Source organism: Thalassotalea hakodatensis (genome assembly GCF_030295995.1).
Taxonomy (GTDB): domain Bacteria; phylum Pseudomonadota; class Gammaproteobacteria; order Enterobacterales; family Alteromonadaceae; genus Thalassotalea_C; species Thalassotalea_C hakodatensis.
The window spans coordinates 1215014-1232917 of record NZ_AP027365.1 but is presented as its reverse complement, the minus strand read 5'-3'; the positions used below and the strand labels follow the sequence as shown (position 1 = coordinate 1232917).

Sequence of the window (17904 nt, the reverse complement as noted above, 5' to 3'; positions counted from 1 at the left end):
CTTCCTCTGTTTGTTATTGATCAAACCTTATGTACTATATGGCAACACGCTATACATTATTCAAGGATAGTTTATGAACATTGAGCTGATCCAACAGTCCATTTCACTTCAAACAACGCGTTTTGACTTAGCCTTAATGACTTCAGATGATTTTAATCTGTTTCAACAGTTACAAACTGATCCAAGATTAATGCAGTACATTGGGCCAATACTTGAGCCACAAGCATTAGCAGAAAAATTTTCACAAAGGATCAAGCCTTGGCAACATGAAGAAGAGCATTGGCTAACCTTTAAAATTACAGAAAAATCATCAAAATCTGCTGTTGGTAGTATCGGTTTTCGTATTGAAGACTTAGCGCAACAGCGTGCTGAAATAGGTTATTTACTATTAGGAAAACACCAAGGAAAAGGTATTATTCCAGAGGTTGGTCGTTGCCTGATTGAATTTCTCTTTCAACAAATTGGCGTTCATAAAGTTATCGCTTATTGTTATGCCAAGAATATTGGCAGCTGGAAAGTCATGGAAAAACTGGGTATGCGAAAAGAGGCGCACTTTCGTGCTCATACTTTACTCAATAATGAATGGCATGATGAGTTTATTTACGCTCTGCTAGTCAATGAACAAAAGAATAAACACTAAAAAAAGCCACTTGACGTTAAACTATCAAGTGGCTTTTTAAGCGCGCGAGTATTAGGGCGTGTTGATCTTTGCTTTTTGAGTTTAGTTAAACCCTTCAGGCAGCACCTATTTGGCATCTCTACTATGTTATCGCTTGATTTGAGTAGAATAACTACACGGCACAAGCTCTGCCTTGTATAAATACCAAACAAATTGCTGCAAAAACAAACTTAAAAGATCAACACGCTCTGTATTAACCGTTATCTTTTTTCATTTTTTTCATTTTCTTTTTACTACCTTCACCACAATGATTTTCACCACAACTGGTACGTGGCTTTTTCTTCATTGCACCTTCACCGCAACTTTTTTTATCTTTGTGCTTCATGCCTTCACCACAGCTTTTTTTGTCTTTATGCTTCATACCTTCGCCGCAGCTTTTTTTGTCTTTATGCTTCATACCTTCGCCGCAGCTTTTTTTGTCTTTTTTATCGGCACCTTCGCCGCAAGAACCACCTTCATGTCCAACATGGCTGCTTCCTGAAAACTGTACATTTTCAATTTCAAATGGGTTAATATTATTTTCCGCTTTAGCTGGTAACGTAAAAACGCTCGCCATCGCTAAAGCAGTAAACATTGCTGCTATTGTAGATTTTTTTGACATACTCATCTTATCTTTCCTTTATTATATAAAAATAGATACCATATCTTACGATCAGCTCTATTTAAGAAGACCTGAACTATTTCATTTAATTTCAACAAATATTGCTTTTTTTAAGCTAGGCGAGAAAGTAAGATTTGTCTAGCCAAAGTTGTATCTATATATTTATGAATAATAACGTAAAAAAAATAACACTTGCGCCAATGGAAGGTGTTGCAGATGCGCTAATGCGAGAATTGCTTACCTCCATTAATGCCTATGATCTATGTATCACTGAGTTTGTTAGAGTAGTACAAGGGTTAGTACCACGTCATATTTATCACAAACTGTCGCCAGAATTACGTAATAAAGGTACAACTTCTAATGGCACACCTGTACGCATTCAATTACTAGGTCAACATGCCATGTGGATGGCAGAAAATGCCAAACGCGCTATTGAGCTTGGTTCGCAAGGTGTTGATTTAAATTTCGGTTGCCCTGCAAAAACGGTTAATAAAAGTAAAGGCGGCGCAGTGTTATTAAAATCGCCGGAGACCATTCATCAAATAGTTTCTGCCGTTAGAAGTGCGGTACCCTCTTCTCAAACCGTATCAGCTAAAATTCGTTTAGGTTTCGAAGACACAATGCTTTTTGAAGAAGTGGTTTCAGCTGTTGCCCAAGCTGGCGCAAACGAATTAACCATTCATGCACGCACCAAAAAAGACGGTTACAGACCACCAGCTTATTGGCAACATATTGGTAAATTAACCAACAGTCACGATATGACAATTTACGCAAATGGTGAAATATGGGATGTAGACTCAGCACAACAATGCATGGTAGAAGCAAAAACCCAACATTTAATGCTAGGCCGAGGTGCGCTTGCCATGCCTAATTTGGCGAATGTAATAAAGGGCACAGAAGATAAAATGTCTTGGCAAGCACTGAGTCGCTTACTACAACACTATGCCCAATTAGAGTTAAGCGGTGATAAAAGCTTTTATTTTTCGAGTCGATTAAAACAATGGCTCCGCTATTTGAAATTGCAATACCCGCAAGCAGAAAGCCTTTTTCAACGAATAAAAACGTTGACACAAAAGCACGAAATACTAGCAGAAATTTCCACACTCACCTCACTTGATGCCCAAAATAAATATCCATAAATGCACGGGTATGAATTTTTCTCATACCCATACGAAAAATTTGCGATAAATTATCACAATTCGAGCTAGTGTTAGCGAAGATTTTTAACCAAAAAATCGGTATGATTACTCTCAAATTAGGTTAAGAAGAATATAACAGTGGAACAAGGTTCAGAATTAAGAGCAAGGTATAACGATATCAGGCGTGGCGTTTACTTTATTGGTACTACCCCTCCTAAAAGTGATACGCCCGTTGAAAAAGTCGATGAAATAGCCGGAAAATTACTTGAACGAGTTAGCGATATCGACTTTGATGGCTTGATTGTTTACGATATTCAAAATGAAGATTCGCGCACTAATAAACCAAGGCCGTTCCCATTTAAATCAACACATGACCCACGGCATTATTCTGCATTATTGAATCAAAAATCATCACGACCAGTGATCACTTATAAAAGTGTTGTGCAATCAAATGCTGATGATTTTAATACTTGGGCAGATGAAGCATGGCAACGATTTGGTATTACAGACGTTGTGCTAGTAGGAAGTCCTTCAAGCCACAATCAAGTATCACTACCGCTACAAACGGCTTATAAAACGCTTGTTGAAAACCAACATGACTTTTTTATCGGTGGTGTAACAATTGCTGAACGCCATGCGAGTAAAGGCAATGAGCATGAACGATTGATTGAAAAACATAAACAAGGCTGTAATTTCTTTATATCACAGGCGATCTATGATCCTCAAGCCACCATTGATATGCTCACTCGCTACGCGATCGAATGTAAAAAGTTAGGTCTAAAACCTCAACGAATTATCTTAACGTTTTCACCTTGTGGCAGTGAGAAAACCTTAGAATTTATTGATTGGTTAGGCGTTAGCGTTCCAGAAGCTACCAGCCTACGTATTTTAAATGCCGAAAAACCACTATATGAGTCTATTCGCATTTGTACTAATAGTTTACACCAAATATTAGATGCCGTTTTACCTTATCAATTACCACTTGGTCTGAATATTGAAAGTTTAACCAATCGAAAAGAAGAAATTGATGGTTCAATATTGTTATATAAATTATTACGTTCTACCATGGAAAACTATCTAGCGAAGCAAGAGTTGCAATCGCTGATCAGTTAAGGAGAGTTAATATGACAGGTACTACAATGGTTGTGCTTATTGTACTTATATCTGTGGGCTTTAGCGTACTGTATGATATGTATAAAAAGCATATAGCCTTTAAAGAACGTACGCTAAATAGTAATAATAAAGCGCATGAGCAAAATATTTCGTTAAAAAAGCAAGTGTTATCCTTGGAAGAACGTGTACAAGTTCTAGAAAAGATCGTGACTGATCAGGGCTACCAAGTTAGTCAAGAAATAGAAAAACTGTAACAACCATGAAATTAATCATGAAAACTGAGTTTGATAACCTCAGGCTTAATACTCAACACCAATACGACACAGACAGTAATGGTGATAAGCAAGTGGTTAAAATTTACTGTGGTGATTTACTCATTGCGAAGCAAGTAAAGGTTAAAAAGTCTATTCGATATTTTGGTGTTAAAAATTATCGCGACTTTTTAACCAATTAACACGATTAACGTAACAGACATGCAAACCTTCAACTGTAATATTATCACTGAATGCCTATGAAGTAGGACCACGTCAGCTTTTATCAAGCGTCCACATGCTCTATTGTCATCTTCACTTTTTACAAGCTATTCCAGTACAACGGCTTTACGAATAGTAATTATTAGCCATACTCAAGAGCAAAGTCTATTTATTTCTGTTACATGCTAGTAAATAAGGAGCGTATAGTGAGTAAGTCTGCACAACTTTTTAGAATGGCTACCGAAGAGCACATATGTCCATTTGGTTTAAAATCAAAAGATTTATTAGAGCGAGAAGGATATAACGTTGCAGACCATTTATTAACGTCTCGAGAACAAACAGACTCATTTAAAAAGCAACATAGCGTAGACACCACCCCACAAACTTTCATTCAAAATACACGCATAGGGGGATATGATGAATTGCGCAGTTATTTTAATAAAGCACAAGCAGATCAACAGGGTACCAGTTATACACCGGTAATTGCGATTTTTTCCATCACCTTATTATTAAGTTTAGCGTTTAGTTTCTCAGCTGGATTTAGCTTGATATCAATATACACCCTTGAATTATTTGTGGCATTAACCATGTCGGCTTTGGCAATACAAAAACTGCAAGATTTATTTAGTTTTACTAATTCATTTATTACTTATGATCTTGTTGGCATGAAAGTAGTGAGATATGCCTATGCTTATCCCTTTATAGAGGCCTATGTTGGTATTGGAATGATTGCTGGTTTACCCGCTTATAGCGTTGCGCCTTTTTCATTATTGATTGGTGGTATTGGTGCAATTTCAGTTATAAAAGCAGTGTATATTGATAAACGTGAGTTAAAATGCGCATGTGTCGGTGGAGATAGTAACGTACCACTAGGTTTTATTTCTCTCACTGAAAACCTATTTATGATCAGTGCTGGTATCTGGATGTTTGTTAAATAACAAAAAATCATCACCCGCAGAAAACAGCGGTTAATATGTATTAATCGCTGTGCTTCCCTCAGAAACAAAGTCTACTTTCGCATGTATTTTTACAGCAGTTTATTGGTATTTAGACAAGGCATTGCGATTAATAGGTGGTTATTCCACATGAAATAGCAATAACGACGTATAAATGACAAAAAACCTGCCCTTTGTATTCAGCTAAACGCGATTTTAATTATGTTCAGTAAAGTGAACATTTCGAACCATACACACTATGAAATATTCATACATATAATTTACAAGTCGTACCTGTTTATTTTATAATCAAATCCTTTAGTGGCTAATATCAAGAGTAATACAATGAAAAATAGAGTAGTAAGTAGTTTTTTCATGATATTCGTTGCTTCATGTGCATCAAACGGAGATGTGTCACATTGGCACGGAGAATCACTCGGTACATTAATTGAAGAATATGGCACACCTCAAACATTCCTAAAACTCGAAGATGGCAATAAAGTCATTGAATATGATGGCGCAACAGCATTACATAAAGCAGCTAATTATTGTTCTTTAACTTTTATGATCGATAGGCAGAATAAAATTTTAGGGGCATCACGCAAAGGTAATGGCACGAATTGCAGTAACTTTTAAGTGCCTTTTTCATAAAAAATTTAGTAGTGACAATAAACTTTACGACGTTGTCACTACTAAGAGGTTTACACATATTTGTGACTTATTGGCCTCTATTTACCCTCAACCAATAAGTGGCATAAATAAAGCTTCCGCCTAACACAAATGTTCCCACAGTTACCTTACTCATTATTGCGTTAATCGGAACAGCTGAGATGGATGTATATTGACCGGTTATAGCGTTAGAAAAGTCAAAATAATTGACAAGCATCACAGTAAAATACGGTGAAGCTAAATTGAAATATTCAACAATAATTGCTTCAACGATCACTAAAATAGTAACGGGTAAAATCGCCAATAAAAAGGGGGCTTTTTTAGCATATATAGACGTCAACATTAACCAAGTATAAACAGGTAACAACCACAGGCTAAGCGGTAACAAACTGCTCCAAGTAATAAGAAAATTACTGAGCCATTCACCTGAAAACCATAAGCCCCATATATCAATATCTTGACTAACAGATAAGACCGTACATACAATCAATGCTACTAACACAAATAACAATAACACTATCGTTGCTGCTAACATAAAAATGGCAGGTAAAATAATCGCACCAACAAGCAATTTAACACCGACGGTTTGGCTGTCTGGTACTGGCAATGAACGCCAAAAAACGATAGATAAATCTCGTCTTTCATCGAAAAAACATGCGGTGAAATAATAAAGTTGCACAATAAACGCAACAATCATAAAAGGAGCAAATAATGCAGAAATAAAACCAAACACTATTTGCGAAAACAACATGTTATCTTGCTGTTGGCTAATTCTGTTCAGCTGTTGCTGCCAGTTAATTGGTAAGCCGTCTCCGAGAATATAATTAAGCACTGGTATCAATACTATTAGCGAAGCTAGAATTACCGGCAACCATACAAATATTCTTTTATATTCCCATAATTCTTTTTGTATATTCATTTGTAAAGAGTGCATGTTCATTAGTACACCTCCTTGGCCATTACGCCTACAAAAATATCCGCTAAGCTTGGCGATGATACTTTTCCAACTGCTTCCAGCTGTTCCCGTGAGTGCTGATCAAATAACATGGTTGTGATCCCCATTAAACGATTCGTACATAACGGCAACATAGAAGATGCCAGCTCTTGGCATTCATCAGAAACAGCAACAAGCTTAAACCTGTCTTTAATCTGTTCAACACTTTCTGCAATAATAATGTTGCCATCTTGAATAAAAGCAACATCCGTTAAAATGTGCTCAATTTCTTCTATTTGGTGTGTTGTCACGACAATCGCTTTCTCTTCGGAGTAAAAGTCTTCGAGTAAGTGACTATAAAATTGACGTCTCGTTAAAATGTCTAGACCGAGAGTTGGCTCATCTAAGATAAGCACCGATACATCTAACGCTAAAATCAATGCCAAATGTAGTTGCGTTATCATGCCTTTAGACAATGTACCTACTTTGCTTGACTCATTAATATTTGTTTTAGATAAAAAAGTACGCGCTTTATCTGCATTAAACCTTGGATGAACCCCCGCCATATATTTAATCGCTTGTGCTGCAGTTAACCATTTTGGCAGCACTGCTACATCAGCAATATAAGCGACGTTTTCTAGCATTTTCGCGCGGTTCTTTCTGGGTTCGAAACCGAGAATGTCAATTTCTCCTTGGTAAGAAATTAGCCCCAACATTGCCTGTAAGCAGGTAGTTTTACCTGCTCCATTAGGCCCAACTAAACCGAGGATCTGTCCTTTTTCAACAGTTAAATCTACATTATCAACAACTTTCGTATTTTTATAACACTTTGATACTTGTTTTAGTGACACTACCGCACTCATAGTGAGTCCCCCGTGGTTAACAATGATTCGGGTTTAAGTTTTAATCGTTTTATTTGTTGTAATATCTCAGGCCATTGCTCTTGTAAAAACACTTCACGTTCCCGTACAAGCATGGTTTCTTGAGCGCCAGCTTTAACATAAAGCCCTTTACCTCGTTGTTTCTCAACAATGTTTTCATCCTGCAACATTTGATATGCCTTTGAAATGGTCATTGGATTAACTTGATACTGTGCAGCTACCTTTCTCACAGAAGGAAGTGCTTCCCCTTCTTGAATATATCCATCAAGAATTCGTCCAACTACTTGCTGATATAACTGCAAATAGATAGGCTTATCAGCCTGCCATTGAGTTGTCATCGTGTTTTATCCATGAATAGTGATTAGCGAATAATTAGTGTTATACATCACCAGCACACCAAAACACAAATTTTACGCTCAAATAAGCTGTAAATAAATGTTTCATTCAACGAAGATAAAGTGAAAGAGTCTACCGAAGACAGTAATGCACGTTAGTGTATTAACGCTTAATGCTGCTTCCATACTTGAGCAGTAAAGTCATCAATAGTGTGGTTCGCATTGTCTTGCGATAACCAATTGACAATTAATTGAGCAACATCTGGAAAGGTAGTTCGTGTTTGTGGTGGTAAATTCACTAACCATTGTTCAACGACTGTACTCGAAAGCGCACTAACCGCTTTACCATAACCAAGCTGTTCTAATGCCAGCGCATTCGATTCTTGCTCCATTTGTCCAGCGATGGGTTTAGTAAGAATAGGAATGCCTAAATGAATACATTCGCTATTTAATTCAAAGCCGCTATTACAAATGACTGCACTTGCACGCTTTAAATCTTCTTTGAACCCTTGATAACTCGTTGTTCGCGTTTGCACATTTGCTTGTTCACTATCTGTTAACTCTTGAGAGTATTGAACGAACTGGTACGCTGTAACGCTGTTTAACATTTTCAGAACCGTTTGTTGATCTTCAAACGGTAAATACACTAATACCGGCCCTTTTTGTGCCGAACGTGTTAACCTAACATCAATAATAGGCGGCAATACGTTATTATTGTAACGAGCCCAATGTAGCCCTATCGACTGTTTTGCTGGTGCAAAGTACTTTAAAATACCACTTGCTAATACATTGCCACCCGTAATCGGAGTGTTTTCACCAAAGGCATATTGATGGCCAATCGCTAATGATTTTACACCAGATAATTTAGCAGCCCAGGCGGTGATAGGTTCAAAATCAGTGATCACTAAATCGTACTGCTTTACATCAAGTGTGCGAATATCATTGACAAATTCAATAATATTATTGGTTTTTATCGTTCGCCAATGATCTATTTTTCCTTGATGGGTAACGAATGTCAGGCCCCTCCGATAAAGAAAGTCACCAAACACTTCCATATCAAATAGTTTTTCTTTCTCACGCCCTGATAATAAATACGTCACATCTATATTACGTTCGTTAAAGTACTTAGCCATCACACGAGACCGTGAAATATGGCCATTGCCTGTCGCTTGAATACCGTAAAGGATTTTCATTAAAGCACAACTCCTATCACAATTAGGCTACCAAGTAATGCTCCAGCAATGATATCAGAAGGAAAGTGCACTCCTAGCACTACACGAGATATACCAATGCAAGTAGCCCAAATATAAAGTGGAAAAGCAGCACTGCCAATGTGAATAGTTGCAAGTCCTGCTAACGCAAAGGCTGCCATAGTGTGTCCAGACGGAAAACTAAATTGGTCCGCGGCTTTTACCAGAGAAAAAAAGTCAGGCACCACCTCTGGTGGTCTTCGTCTTTTAAGTATGTTTTTTAGTAAAAAATATATAGGTCGTTCAAAAGCAAAAGTAAGGCATGCAAGTAAAAGAAATGTTTGTCCGGAATCAGGGTTATATCCCCAGTAAACCAAGGGAAATAAGCCTTGCATATAGCCATCACCTGTTTTTGACAGGCTCCGAACAAAGGCGATAAATTGCGGGTAATAACGCGATTTCCTGCACCATAGAAGTACCCGTAAATCTACCTGATATAGCGCTTCAAGTACTGTCATAATGCTCTACCTTATCGTGAATATATGACCGAAAGATGACAAAATTGCACGTTAATATAATTATTGTTTTAGCTTTTTTCCAAGGTAGCGTTCTCGTTTCTTAGTTTTTAACTTAGCTAAATCTAGCATCACTAAACCGTCAATGCAGTCGGCAAATTCAGCATCAACACCAAAATCAAGAAATTGCACACCACCACGTTCAGTAAGTTCACTATATTGTTTGTATAATGTAGGGATCGCAGTACCCATATTCGCCAATAGGTGTTTTAAGCGTGTAAAGTCCGCTTTATAATCTTGTCCGGTAAATTGCTGTGTTAATTGTTCAATAGCGGATTGTTGAAGGGTAAAAGGTGATCGCGACGTTGCGATATTTTGCTCGCTACCAAAGTATAAACGGTAAAAATATACCATGAGCTCTTTAGCTGCTTGCGGCATACTATTGCTGATTGTGACTGGACCAAATAAATAGCGATATTTAGGATATTTATTTATAAACGCGCCAATACCAAACCAAAGATAATCTAAACTGCGTTTTCCCCAGTATTTAGGCTGCACAAAGCTCCGCCCAAGCTCTAAGCCTTGTGCAAGGTAAGGTGTCATCTCTTCACAAAAATCAAACAAAGAGTGGCTATATAATCCCGTTAAGCCTTGCGTTGATATCACGTCGTTTGTATCTGCAAACCGGTATGCCCCAACAATTTCCAATTCGTCATCATCCCATAAAATTAAATGCAGATAGTGCTTGTCAAAATGATCAATATCACGACGTAGATTAGACCCTTCACCCACTGCACGGAATGCCTGTTCACGTAATACACCTATTTCCCGCATAATAGGATCATTCTCTTGGTAGCGATGGAGATAAATGCACTTTCCATCTTGCGTTTGACCGAGGTATTCACAAGCTTTTATTGCATGCTTGAGCGCTTTTCTATCTTCGTGTGGAGCGATAGCAGATTGTGTTTTAAAAATACCTGCTCGACTTTTCTTTAAGCGATAAAGGTGCTGTTTAAACAGCTTGGTTTTGGTTTTTATGTCTACAGCTATTGATTGATAGCTTTCGTAAGGAATTTGTTGCCCAATACGCATCGCAACGTTACCTTGCTGCTTGTTAAACATTTCGTTTACGAGCAACAACGTAGATGCTGGTTTATACATCATTGATAAACCGTAAAACTTCGCTGAATTTTTCGCATCTATATATACTGGTACGATGGGAGATTTAGCTTGCTGAGCAAAACGTAGGAAGCCACTATGCCATTTACCATCTTTCACGCCACTTGGGCTTAAACGTGAAACCTCACCCGCAGGAAAAACGATAATCGCGCTGTCATTGGCTAAGTGTTGTTGAATGGCTTGTAAGTTTTGTTTTGGCGTTTGCCCTCCCATATTATTAACGGGCAATAACAAAGACTGTAATGGTGTAAGCGCCATTAACATGTTATTCACCACAACTTTTACATCACGACGAATATCAGCAACGAGCTTTATTAAGGTTAATCCATCAATAGAACCAATAGGATGATTGGCAATGATGACCACGCGACCATCACTTGGAATATTCTCACGCTCGTTATCTCGCACTGAATAACTGACACCTAAATGTGATAATCCTTGTTCGACAAAATCAAACCCTGAAATATGCGGGTACTTCTGTTCAAAATCTTGAAATTTGTTTTCGTGTAATAAGCTTTTTAAAATCGCTTTGACTGGCTTTGCTAACCAAGGGGTTTGTTGTATTTTAGGTAAGTTTTGTTCGACAACATCATCAACACGGATCATCTTTTAAAGCTCCAAAAAGTGTCACATTCCAACCTTTATTGGAATGTTCTTAACATAGTTAAGAAAAATGACACCTTTGTTACTTGTTTATGACGCTTTTATGGCATTACGCGTTAGTTAGAGCGTGTTGATCTTTGCTGTTTAAGTTTTGTTCAAATTAAACGCCTTCTGATCGCGGCACTTGGATTATTGCATAGTCATTCTATGGTTAATTCAAGTAACAAAGAGCAGGAGGCGTTTAGTTGAACCCTTCGGGCTGTATCTGTTTGGCATTTCTACTGTGTTAACGCTTGACTGGAGTAGAATAACTACACAGCGCAAGTGTTGCCTTGTATAAATACCAAACAAATTGCGGCAAAAGTAAACATGAAAGATCAACACGCTCTAGTTATTTATCCATATTAATATTAAGTGTACGTATCTCATCAATTGTCTGTTGCTCAAGTTCTTGCAAAGACTTGCCATGTGCAATCGGTGCACCGGTTTCAGGGTCCACTTTCACAAAAACGATATCGTCAGCCATACAAATCGTTTTTTTAGTGACCTTATTTCTTACTAAACAGCTAACAGTAATTGATGTACGGCCAACACTTTTTGTTTCCAGTCCGAACTCAACTACATCTCCTTGCATAGCGGGTGCTTCAAAGGTTATTTCACCAATATGTTTAGTTACTAAGAAGTTAGTTTCAAGTTGACAAATTGCATAAATTGCAGCTTCTTCGTCAATCCACTGCAGTGCGCGACCGCCAAATAATGACAGTCCATAATTTAAATCGCTTGGCATCACTAATCGTCGAGATAAAAATCGCATAGGTATTTCCTTGTTAAAAAGATGCGTTAAATTATAGACTAAGCCATTGTCTTTAGGGAGTTAAATATAAACTTTACTGGCTACTTACTAAAGTGTGAGTAGTTTTATCGACAGATAAATCGTTGCACAACTTACTACGATAAAAAGTAATGAAAACATCAGTTGAATAACATTGATTAATTTATGTTTAATTGATGAGAAAAAAACAATTTTGTCAGTAGATTGTGCTAATGGTTGAAAACAAAACGTTAACGTTCTAAACAATAAACACCATAAGAATGTTAACATTAAAAAAGTTAACCCGTTATTTTGCGTGGCAATATCGGCAAATAATAATAGGAAAACAAAGATACTGGCGCTTACTAACGTTCCGATAAGAAAAATAGCACGAAAAGGGAATACTAAATTTGCTAGTTTTTCGAAAAATCTAAACATATCAACAGCCCATTTAAAGAAAGTACATTGTTCACAACGTTATCGCATAATATTGATTCAAATACATGCACTTTATTGATTGATAACTAAATGACGACTTATCAATGCTATAGATGCTAAAAACTCACCGTTAATATCCTTTTTGGTAACTTACCGTTCGTGGTAATTGCCCGGTATTGTAGTAATTAACAATATTGTTCACCACAACATCACAGGCAGTATTCTGGCTTGTTGGTGCTGAAATATGCGGTAACACTGTGACTTTATTATGTGACCAAAAAGCATGTTGCTGTGGTAAAGGTTCTTGATTAAAAACATCTAATATTGCCTGAGATAAATGTTCTTGATCAAGCACTTCAAGTAAAGCCTGTTCATGAATAATGGCGCCGCGAGCAAAGTTAATCAAGGTTGCGCCTTTTTTTAATTGCATCAATCGACTTTTATCAAATAATTGACGCGTTTCATCGGTTAAAGGTAACAAACAAATAACAATATCAGCATGACTTATTGTTTGAGTTAAGCCTTCATCTCCCGCAAAACATGCAATACCTTTTATTGATTTTTTACTGCGACTCCAACCACGAACATTAAAACCATTTTGTGTTAATGCCGCACACGCAGCTTGGCCTAATTCCCCCAAACCGAGCACTGCTATATTGCATTCTTGTGTAAGTGTTACAGGGTGTTGTTGCCAGTTTTTTGTTTGTTGCTGTTGCGAGTAACGCAACATATCACGTAGTACAAAATAACTCCAAGCAACACAAGCTTGCGCCATCGTTAATGCTAAGCACGGGTCAACAAGTCTCACTAACTGGATAGGTTTGTGTTTTAAATCATCAACAAGCCTTTCTACACCGGCCCACAAACTATGTACCCAAATAATATTAGGATAGTTAGCCAACAATGCTGGTTCAGGATTAGCTACTATCGCAAACTCTACCAGTGCGTTTTGACGGTTGCTTAACTCATTTGGTAAGCAAACTCGCGCATCTACCTGATGATGTTGTAAAGATTTATTTAGCGCTTCACACCACGTTTGTTGTTCAGATAGCGATAGCTGACTGACTAACGGAATAAGCTTACTCATAGTGCTATTTCTTTTCTTTTAATGACAATACATTACGTTTTGACTGTTCATCAAAGGCAGCATAGGGGCTGGCATTGGGGTTATCGTAGCGCTTTTTCGCCTTTGCTGGCTTAGCAACGTTGTTTTCTATTTTTTCAATGGGCTTTTTACGGTATTCGGCAGGTTTTTGTTGCGTTTTTTTATCGGCCCCTTCTGGGCGATGTGTTAACTGAAGCGCCATTAAAAAATTACGTAAAAATTGCGATTTACAGTGGCGGTAATTTTTATGCTCTGGCTTTCTAAAGAAAGCCGTTAATTCTGCACTGCCAATAGTCACATCCATTTTAGCCAACAAAGCAATAATATCGTCGCTGGTCAAATTCAACGCTATTTTAAGTTTTTTTAAGATTAAGTTTTTTGTGAGTTGCTTTTCAGGCGCTGGTACTGCCTTTTCACTTCTACCGCGCTTTTCAACAATAAAACCATTGAGAAAACTTGCCAATTCACTGTCTGATATAGGCATCGTTTCTTTGTCTTCATCAGGTTTTAACCAAGCGATCACTTGTTGCGTTGTTACTTGCCTACTTGCCAAGGCAAAAATATTTACCATCTGTTGATCTTTAAATTGAAAGGTAAAACGTATTCGACGAAGGACATCATTATTGGTCAAGTGGTTTCTCGCTACAGTTAAGGTAATAAAGTCATTATTATATCGTCTTTCAGCTTTAATTCGAAATAAATGTTAACGCCTAGCGCCTGCTAAGGTATCATCAGCAAGTTTTTCACGGATAATCAAGACAAACAGCTAGCTTCATGACTAAATCAAATACGCTTTTTCAACCAACATTACCTAATCGCAAGGGTAAAAATGCCGATAAAAAGGCATGGCAAAACTTATTAGGGTCAAGTGCAACACTTGCTATTTATCATGCGGCCTTACAAACCGAAAAACCCATTTTATTGCTCACGCATGACACGCCTTCGGCACTCAAATTTGAGCAAGAACTACGCAGTATTAATGCAAACAATCAGGTACCTCTTTGTTTATTTCCTGATTGGGAAACACTCCCTTACGATACATTTTCACCACACCAAGATATTATTTCACAACGGTTAGCAACGCTTTATCAGCTTTCGCGAATGAAACAAGGTATTGTCATTGTTCCTACGGCAACCTTTATTCAACGCTTAGCACCAAAAGCTTACCTTGAAAGTAATAGCTTGCTGATCAAAAAAGGTGATCGAAAAGATCTACATCAAATGCGTGTTGAGTTAGAAGCAAGCGGTTATCGATGTGTTGATCAAGTAATGGAGCATGGCGAATTTTCCGCGCGTGGTGCGATTCTCGATTTATACCCGATGGGCAGTAATAAACCCTTTCGCCTTGACTTTTTTGATGATGAAATTGAAGAAATTCGCCATTTTGATCCTGAAAGTCAACGTTCAAAAGAACAAATTGAAACGATTGATTTGCTTCCGGCACATGAGTTTCCTACCGATAAAGACGGGATTAATACGTTTCGTCGACAATACCGAGAACAATTTAGTGGCACGATTGATAAAGAATCTATTTATCACCAAGTAAGTAACGGTATTTTACCCGCGGGGATTGAATATTATTTACCGCTCTTTTTTGAACAAACAGATACCCTTTGTGATTATTTAGCACCCGATACTATCGTGCTCATGTCTGGTGATATAGAGAAATCTTTAGCAAATTATTGGCATGATATCGAATATCGCTATGAAGATAGAAAATACGATTTAACTCGTCCACTGCTGCCGCCAGAGCAGTTATTTCTCTCTGAAACAGATTTATACGTAGCACTAAAACCTTTTGATCGTATCACTATTGAAGCAACAGCAAATAATGAAGCTTCTAGCACGCGAGGTATCGTAAGTTATGATGTTAAACCATTACCTAATATTACCGTCAATCATCAATCAAAAGATCCGTTTGACCTCTTAAATGGTTTTATAAACGAAAAGTCTTCTCATGGTAAAACGCTATTCGTTGCCGAAAGCCAAGGCCGACGAGAAAGTGTATTAGAACTGTTAAAACGTAATAACTTAACACCACCACTTTTTGACACGATTGCTGACTTTATTGACAGTGAACACCCCATCGGAATCACAGTAAACGCCTTAAGTGCTGGCTTTATTTTTCAATCCAAAGGTACAGCGGCTAAAAACAATATTGCGTTAATTACGGAAACTGAACTACTCGGTGACCGAGTCAGACAATCAAGACGTAGAAAAGCCCAACAAGACGTTCATGCTGATGCAATCTTTAAAAACTTGGCAGAGCTCAGCATTGGTCAACCTGTCGTACATATCGAGCATGGCATAGGAAGATACTTAGGTCTGCAAACCTTAGAAACTGGCGGCATAAAAACCGAATTTCTGACTTTACGTTACGCCAACGACGCTAAGTTGTACGTACCGGTTGCCTCGTTACATTTAATTTCTCGGTACTCGGGTGCAGATCAAGATCATGCACCACTACATAAACTCGGTAACGATACCTGGAGTAAAGCTAAACAAAAAGCAGCAGAAAAAGTGAAAGATGTTGCCGCTGAGCTGCTTGATATTTATGCAAAACGGGCGGCAAATACGGGTTATCAATTTACTCGCAACAAAGAAGATTACCGTGCTTTTGCAGATAGTTTTGGTTTTGAAGAAACCTTAGATCAAGAGCAAGCGATTAATGCGGTGATTAGCGACATGTTATCTGATAAAACCATGGATAGATTAGTGTGTGGTGATGTCGGTTTTGGTAAAACAGAAGTCGCGATGCGCGCAGCTTTTGTCGCAGTAAACGACAGTAAGCAAGTGGCTATTTTGGTACCAACCACACTACTTGCTCAACAACATTATGAGAACTTTAAAGATCGTTTCGCCAATTGGCCTATATCGATTGAAGTTTTATCACGTTTTAAATCAGCAAAAGAACAAAGCCAAATTATTGAACGTGTTGAGTCTGGTCAGGTAGATATTCTCATTGGCACTCATAAATTATTGCAAAATAGCATCCAATATCATGACTTAGGTCTACTTATTGTCGATGAAGAGCATCGATTTGGCGTGAAACAAAAAGATAAGATTAAAAAGCTTCGTGCTAATGTAGATATTTTAACACTTACGGCAACACCGATCCCTAGAACATTAAACATGGCGATGGGTGGCATGCGTGATTTATCAATTATAGCTACTGCGCCAGCAAAACGCTTAGCGGTAAAAACCTTTGTAAGACAACGAGACAATTCACTGATCAGGGAATCTATTTTACGTGAAATTCTAAGGGGTGGACAAGTATACTTCTTACATAATAATGTCGATACTATCGACAAAACCGCCGCTGATTTAGAAGCCTTATTGCCCGAAGCAAAAGTCATTGTTGCCCATGGGCAAATGCGTGAACGAGAACTAGAACGTATCATGAGTGACTTTTATCACCAACGTTATAATGTATTAGTTTGTACTACTATTATTGAAACGGGTATCGACGTACCAAGTGCCAATACTATCATTATGGACCGAGCTGACCACTTGGGTTTAGCACAATTACATCAACTTCGTGGCCGTGTGGGTCGTTCACATCATCAAGCTTACGCATACCTACTCACTCCTCATGAAAAGCGTATGACCAAAGATGCTAAAAAGCGTCTTGATGCTATTGCTTCATTGGAAGACCTTGGCGCAGGTTTTACCCTTGCTACACACGATTTAGAAATTCGTGGTGCTGGTGAGTTACTTGGTGAAGACCAGAGTGGTTCAATGAACCAAGTAGGGTTTAGTTTATACATGGAAATGCTTGACCAAGCGGTAAATGCTTTAAAAGAAGGTAAACAGCCATCGCTTGACCAAGTATTAGCAACACAAACTGAAGTTGACTTACGTGTACCAGCCTTATTACCTGATGATTATATTTTTGATGTAAGCTTACGTTTAAGTTTGTATAAGCGTATCGCAAGTTGCAAAAACAAAGCAGAATTAGACGATGTGCAAATTGAATTAATCGATCGTTTTGGTCTATTACCACAGGCTGCCAAAAATTTAATACATATTGCTAAACTGAAAATTAAAGCGCAAAACATTGGTATAGCACGAATTGACGCAGGACCAGCCGGCGGTTCAATTGAGTTTAGCGAAAACACTCGTGTCGACCCCATGTTTATTATTTCTTTAATACAACAACAACCAAGCGTTTTTAAAATGGATGGCGCAAATAAGTTGAAATTTATCCGTGAAACGGAAGATACAGCAAGCCGCTTTACTTTAATTTCATCAATACTTGCTGATCTGTCAAAAAAACTCAATTAACACGGATGCTAATTCAAGGT

Annotated in this window: 19 protein-coding genes; 8 read left to right on the top strand and 11 right to left on the bottom strand. The window is 37.9% G+C overall.

From position 1 onward, the window contains the following. Positions 1-73: 73 nt before the first annotated feature. A complete protein-coding gene (locus QUE72_RS05410; RefSeq protein WP_286272022.1) occupies positions 74-640 on the top strand; it encodes a GNAT family N-acetyltransferase in 567 nt (188 codons plus the stop codon). A 232-nt stretch (positions 641-872) separates the two neighbouring features. Here the strand turns inward: QUE72_RS05410 and QUE72_RS05405 are convergent, their stop codons facing one another. After that, positions 873-1286: a hypothetical protein gene (locus QUE72_RS05405; protein ID WP_286272021.1), complete on the bottom strand. Its 414-nt coding sequence runs from the start codon at positions 1284-1286 to the stop codon at positions 873-875. 158 nt (positions 1287-1444) lie between these two features. On the opposite strand from QUE72_RS05405, the gene QUE72_RS05400 reads away from it, so the two are divergent. From QUE72_RS05400 to QUE72_RS05375, 6 genes are all read left to right on the top strand, one after another. Next, positions 1445-2419, top strand: coding sequence for a tRNA-dihydrouridine synthase (locus QUE72_RS05400; RefSeq protein WP_286272019.1), 975 nt, complete (start codon positions 1445-1447; stop codon positions 2417-2419). 138 nt (positions 2420-2557) lie between these two features. Then, positions 2558-3532, top strand: coding sequence for a methylenetetrahydrofolate reductase (locus tag QUE72_RS05395; RefSeq protein ID WP_083601793.1), 975 nt, complete (start codon positions 2558-2560; stop codon positions 3530-3532). 11 nt (positions 3533-3543) lie between these two features. Beyond that, on the top strand, positions 3544-3786 hold the full coding sequence (locus tag QUE72_RS05390) for a hypothetical protein (RefSeq protein WP_074495320.1): 243 nt from the start codon (positions 3544-3546) through the stop codon (positions 3784-3786). Positions 3787-3803: 17 nt separating this feature from the next. Beyond that, a complete protein-coding gene (locus tag QUE72_RS05385; RefSeq protein WP_322111097.1) occupies positions 3804-3986 on the top strand; it encodes a hypothetical protein in 183 nt (60 codons plus the stop codon). Between the two features lie 225 nt (positions 3987-4211). Then, positions 4212-4943 carry a MauE/DoxX family redox-associated membrane protein gene (locus QUE72_RS05380; RefSeq protein WP_074495315.1) on the top strand — a complete coding sequence of 244 codons (732 nt, stop codon included), beginning with the start codon at positions 4212-4214 and terminating at the stop codon, positions 4941-4943. Positions 4944-5285: 342 nt separating this feature from the next. Next, complete coding sequence (locus tag QUE72_RS05375; protein ID WP_139302518.1) at positions 5286-5576, top strand: hypothetical protein; 291 nt, start codon at positions 5286-5288, stop codon at positions 5574-5576. An 82-nt stretch (positions 5577-5658) separates the two neighbouring features. On the opposite strand, the gene QUE72_RS05370 is transcribed toward QUE72_RS05375, so the two are convergent. The 10 genes from QUE72_RS05370 to QUE72_RS05325 form a co-directional block, all read right to left on the bottom strand. Then, a complete protein-coding gene (locus tag QUE72_RS05370; protein ID WP_074495310.1) occupies positions 5659-6549 on the bottom strand; it encodes a hypothetical protein in 891 nt (296 codons plus the stop codon). Then, positions 6549-7406, bottom strand: coding sequence for an ABC transporter ATP-binding protein (locus QUE72_RS05365; RefSeq protein ID WP_286272011.1), 858 nt, complete (start codon positions 7404-7406; stop codon positions 6549-6551). Before QUE72_RS05365 ends, QUE72_RS05370 begins: the two co-directional genes overlap by 1 nt. Next, on the bottom strand, positions 7403-7762 hold the full coding sequence (locus tag QUE72_RS05360; protein WP_074495305.1) for a GntR family transcriptional regulator: 360 nt from the start codon (positions 7760-7762) through the stop codon (positions 7403-7405). Before QUE72_RS05360 ends, QUE72_RS05365 begins: the two co-directional genes overlap by 4 nt. 167 nt (positions 7763-7929) lie before the next feature. Further along, a complete protein-coding gene (locus tag QUE72_RS05355; RefSeq protein ID WP_286272009.1) occupies positions 7930-8952 on the bottom strand; it encodes an MJ1255/VC2487 family glycosyltransferase in 1023 nt (340 codons plus the stop codon). Further along, positions 8952-9467 (bottom strand): phosphatase PAP2 family protein, encoded by a 516-nt coding sequence (locus QUE72_RS05350; RefSeq protein ID WP_286272007.1) that lies wholly within the window; start codon positions 9465-9467, stop codon positions 8952-8954. Before QUE72_RS05350 ends, QUE72_RS05355 begins: the two co-directional genes overlap by 1 nt. Positions 9468-9527: 60 nt before the next feature. Continuing rightward, complete coding sequence (locus QUE72_RS05345; protein ID WP_286272006.1) at positions 9528-11249, bottom strand: lysophospholipid acyltransferase family protein; 1722 nt, start codon at positions 11247-11249, stop codon at positions 9528-9530. 388 nt (positions 11250-11637) lie between these two features. Next, complete coding sequence (locus QUE72_RS05340; RefSeq protein WP_074499393.1) at positions 11638-12060, bottom strand: acyl-CoA thioesterase; 423 nt, start codon at positions 12058-12060, stop codon at positions 11638-11640. Between the two features lie 87 nt (positions 12061-12147). Continuing rightward, on the bottom strand, positions 12148-12495 hold the full coding sequence (locus QUE72_RS05335) for a hypothetical protein (protein ID WP_286272005.1): 348 nt from the start codon (positions 12493-12495) through the stop codon (positions 12148-12150). A gap of 130 nt (positions 12496-12625) precedes the next feature. Beyond that, positions 12626-13582 carry a 2-hydroxyacid dehydrogenase gene (locus QUE72_RS05330; RefSeq protein WP_074499395.1) on the bottom strand — a complete coding sequence of 319 codons (957 nt, stop codon included), beginning with the start codon at positions 13580-13582 and terminating at the stop codon, positions 12626-12628. A gap of 4 nt (positions 13583-13586) precedes the next feature. Further along, positions 13587-14231 (bottom strand): YehS family protein, encoded by a 645-nt coding sequence (locus QUE72_RS05325; RefSeq protein WP_074499396.1) that lies wholly within the window; start codon positions 14229-14231, stop codon positions 13587-13589. 143 nt (positions 14232-14374) lie between these two features. Here QUE72_RS05325 and mfd point away from each other — a divergent pair, with 143 nt between their 5' ends. Then, a complete protein-coding gene (gene mfd / locus QUE72_RS05320; protein ID WP_286272003.1) occupies positions 14375-17884 on the top strand; it encodes a transcription-repair coupling factor in 3510 nt (1169 codons plus the stop codon). Positions 17885-17904: the final 20 nt, after the last annotated feature.

Excerpts from the sequence above, each read along its gene's own strand:
- QUE72_RS05410 (WP_286272022.1), top strand. The coding sequence starts at position 74 with ATGAACATTGAGCTGATCCAACAGTCCATTTCACTTCAAACAACGCGT.
- QUE72_RS05405 (WP_286272021.1), bottom strand. The coding sequence starts at position 1,286 with ATGAGTATGTCAAAAAAATCTACAATAGCAGCAATGTTTACTGCTTTA.
- QUE72_RS05400 (WP_286272019.1), top strand. The coding sequence starts at position 1,445 with ATGAATAATAACGTAAAAAAAATAACACTTGCGCCAATGGAAGGTGTT.
- QUE72_RS05390 (WP_074495320.1), top strand. The coding sequence starts at position 3,544 with ATGACAGGTACTACAATGGTTGTGCTTATTGTACTTATATCTGTGGGC.
- QUE72_RS05385 (WP_322111097.1), top strand. The coding sequence starts at position 3,804 with ATGAAAACTGAGTTTGATAACCTCAGGCTTAATACTCAACACCAATAC.
- QUE72_RS05375 (WP_139302518.1), top strand. The coding sequence starts at position 5,286 with ATGAAAAATAGAGTAGTAAGTAGTTTTTTCATGATATTCGTTGCTTCA.
- QUE72_RS05370 (WP_074495310.1), bottom strand. The coding sequence starts at position 6,549 with ATGAACATGCACTCTTTACAAATGAATATACAAAAAGAATTATGGGAA.
- QUE72_RS05365 (WP_286272011.1), bottom strand. The coding sequence starts at position 7,406 with ATGAGTGCGGTAGTGTCACTAAAACAAGTATCAAAGTGTTATAAAAAT.
- QUE72_RS05360 (WP_074495305.1), bottom strand. The coding sequence starts at position 7,762 with ATGACAACTCAATGGCAGGCTGATAAGCCTATCTATTTGCAGTTATAT.
- QUE72_RS05355 (WP_286272009.1), bottom strand. The coding sequence starts at position 8,952 with ATGAAAATCCTTTACGGTATTCAAGCGACAGGCAATGGCCATATTTCA.
- QUE72_RS05350 (WP_286272007.1), bottom strand. The coding sequence starts at position 9,467 with ATGACAGTACTTGAAGCGCTATATCAGGTAGATTTACGGGTACTTCTA.
- QUE72_RS05345 (WP_286272006.1), bottom strand. The coding sequence starts at position 11,249 with ATGATCCGTGTTGATGATGTTGTCGAACAAAACTTACCTAAAATACAA.
- QUE72_RS05340 (WP_074499393.1), bottom strand. The coding sequence starts at position 12,060 with ATGCGATTTTTATCTCGACGATTAGTGATGCCAAGCGATTTAAATTAT.
- QUE72_RS05335 (WP_286272005.1), bottom strand. The coding sequence starts at position 12,495 with ATGTTTAGATTTTTCGAAAAACTAGCAAATTTAGTATTCCCTTTTCGT.
- QUE72_RS05330 (WP_074499395.1), bottom strand. The coding sequence starts at position 13,582 with ATGAGTAAGCTTATTCCGTTAGTCAGTCAGCTATCGCTATCTGAACAA.
- mfd (WP_286272003.1), top strand. The coding sequence starts at position 14,375 with ATGACTAAATCAAATACGCTTTTTCAACCAACATTACCTAATCGCAAG.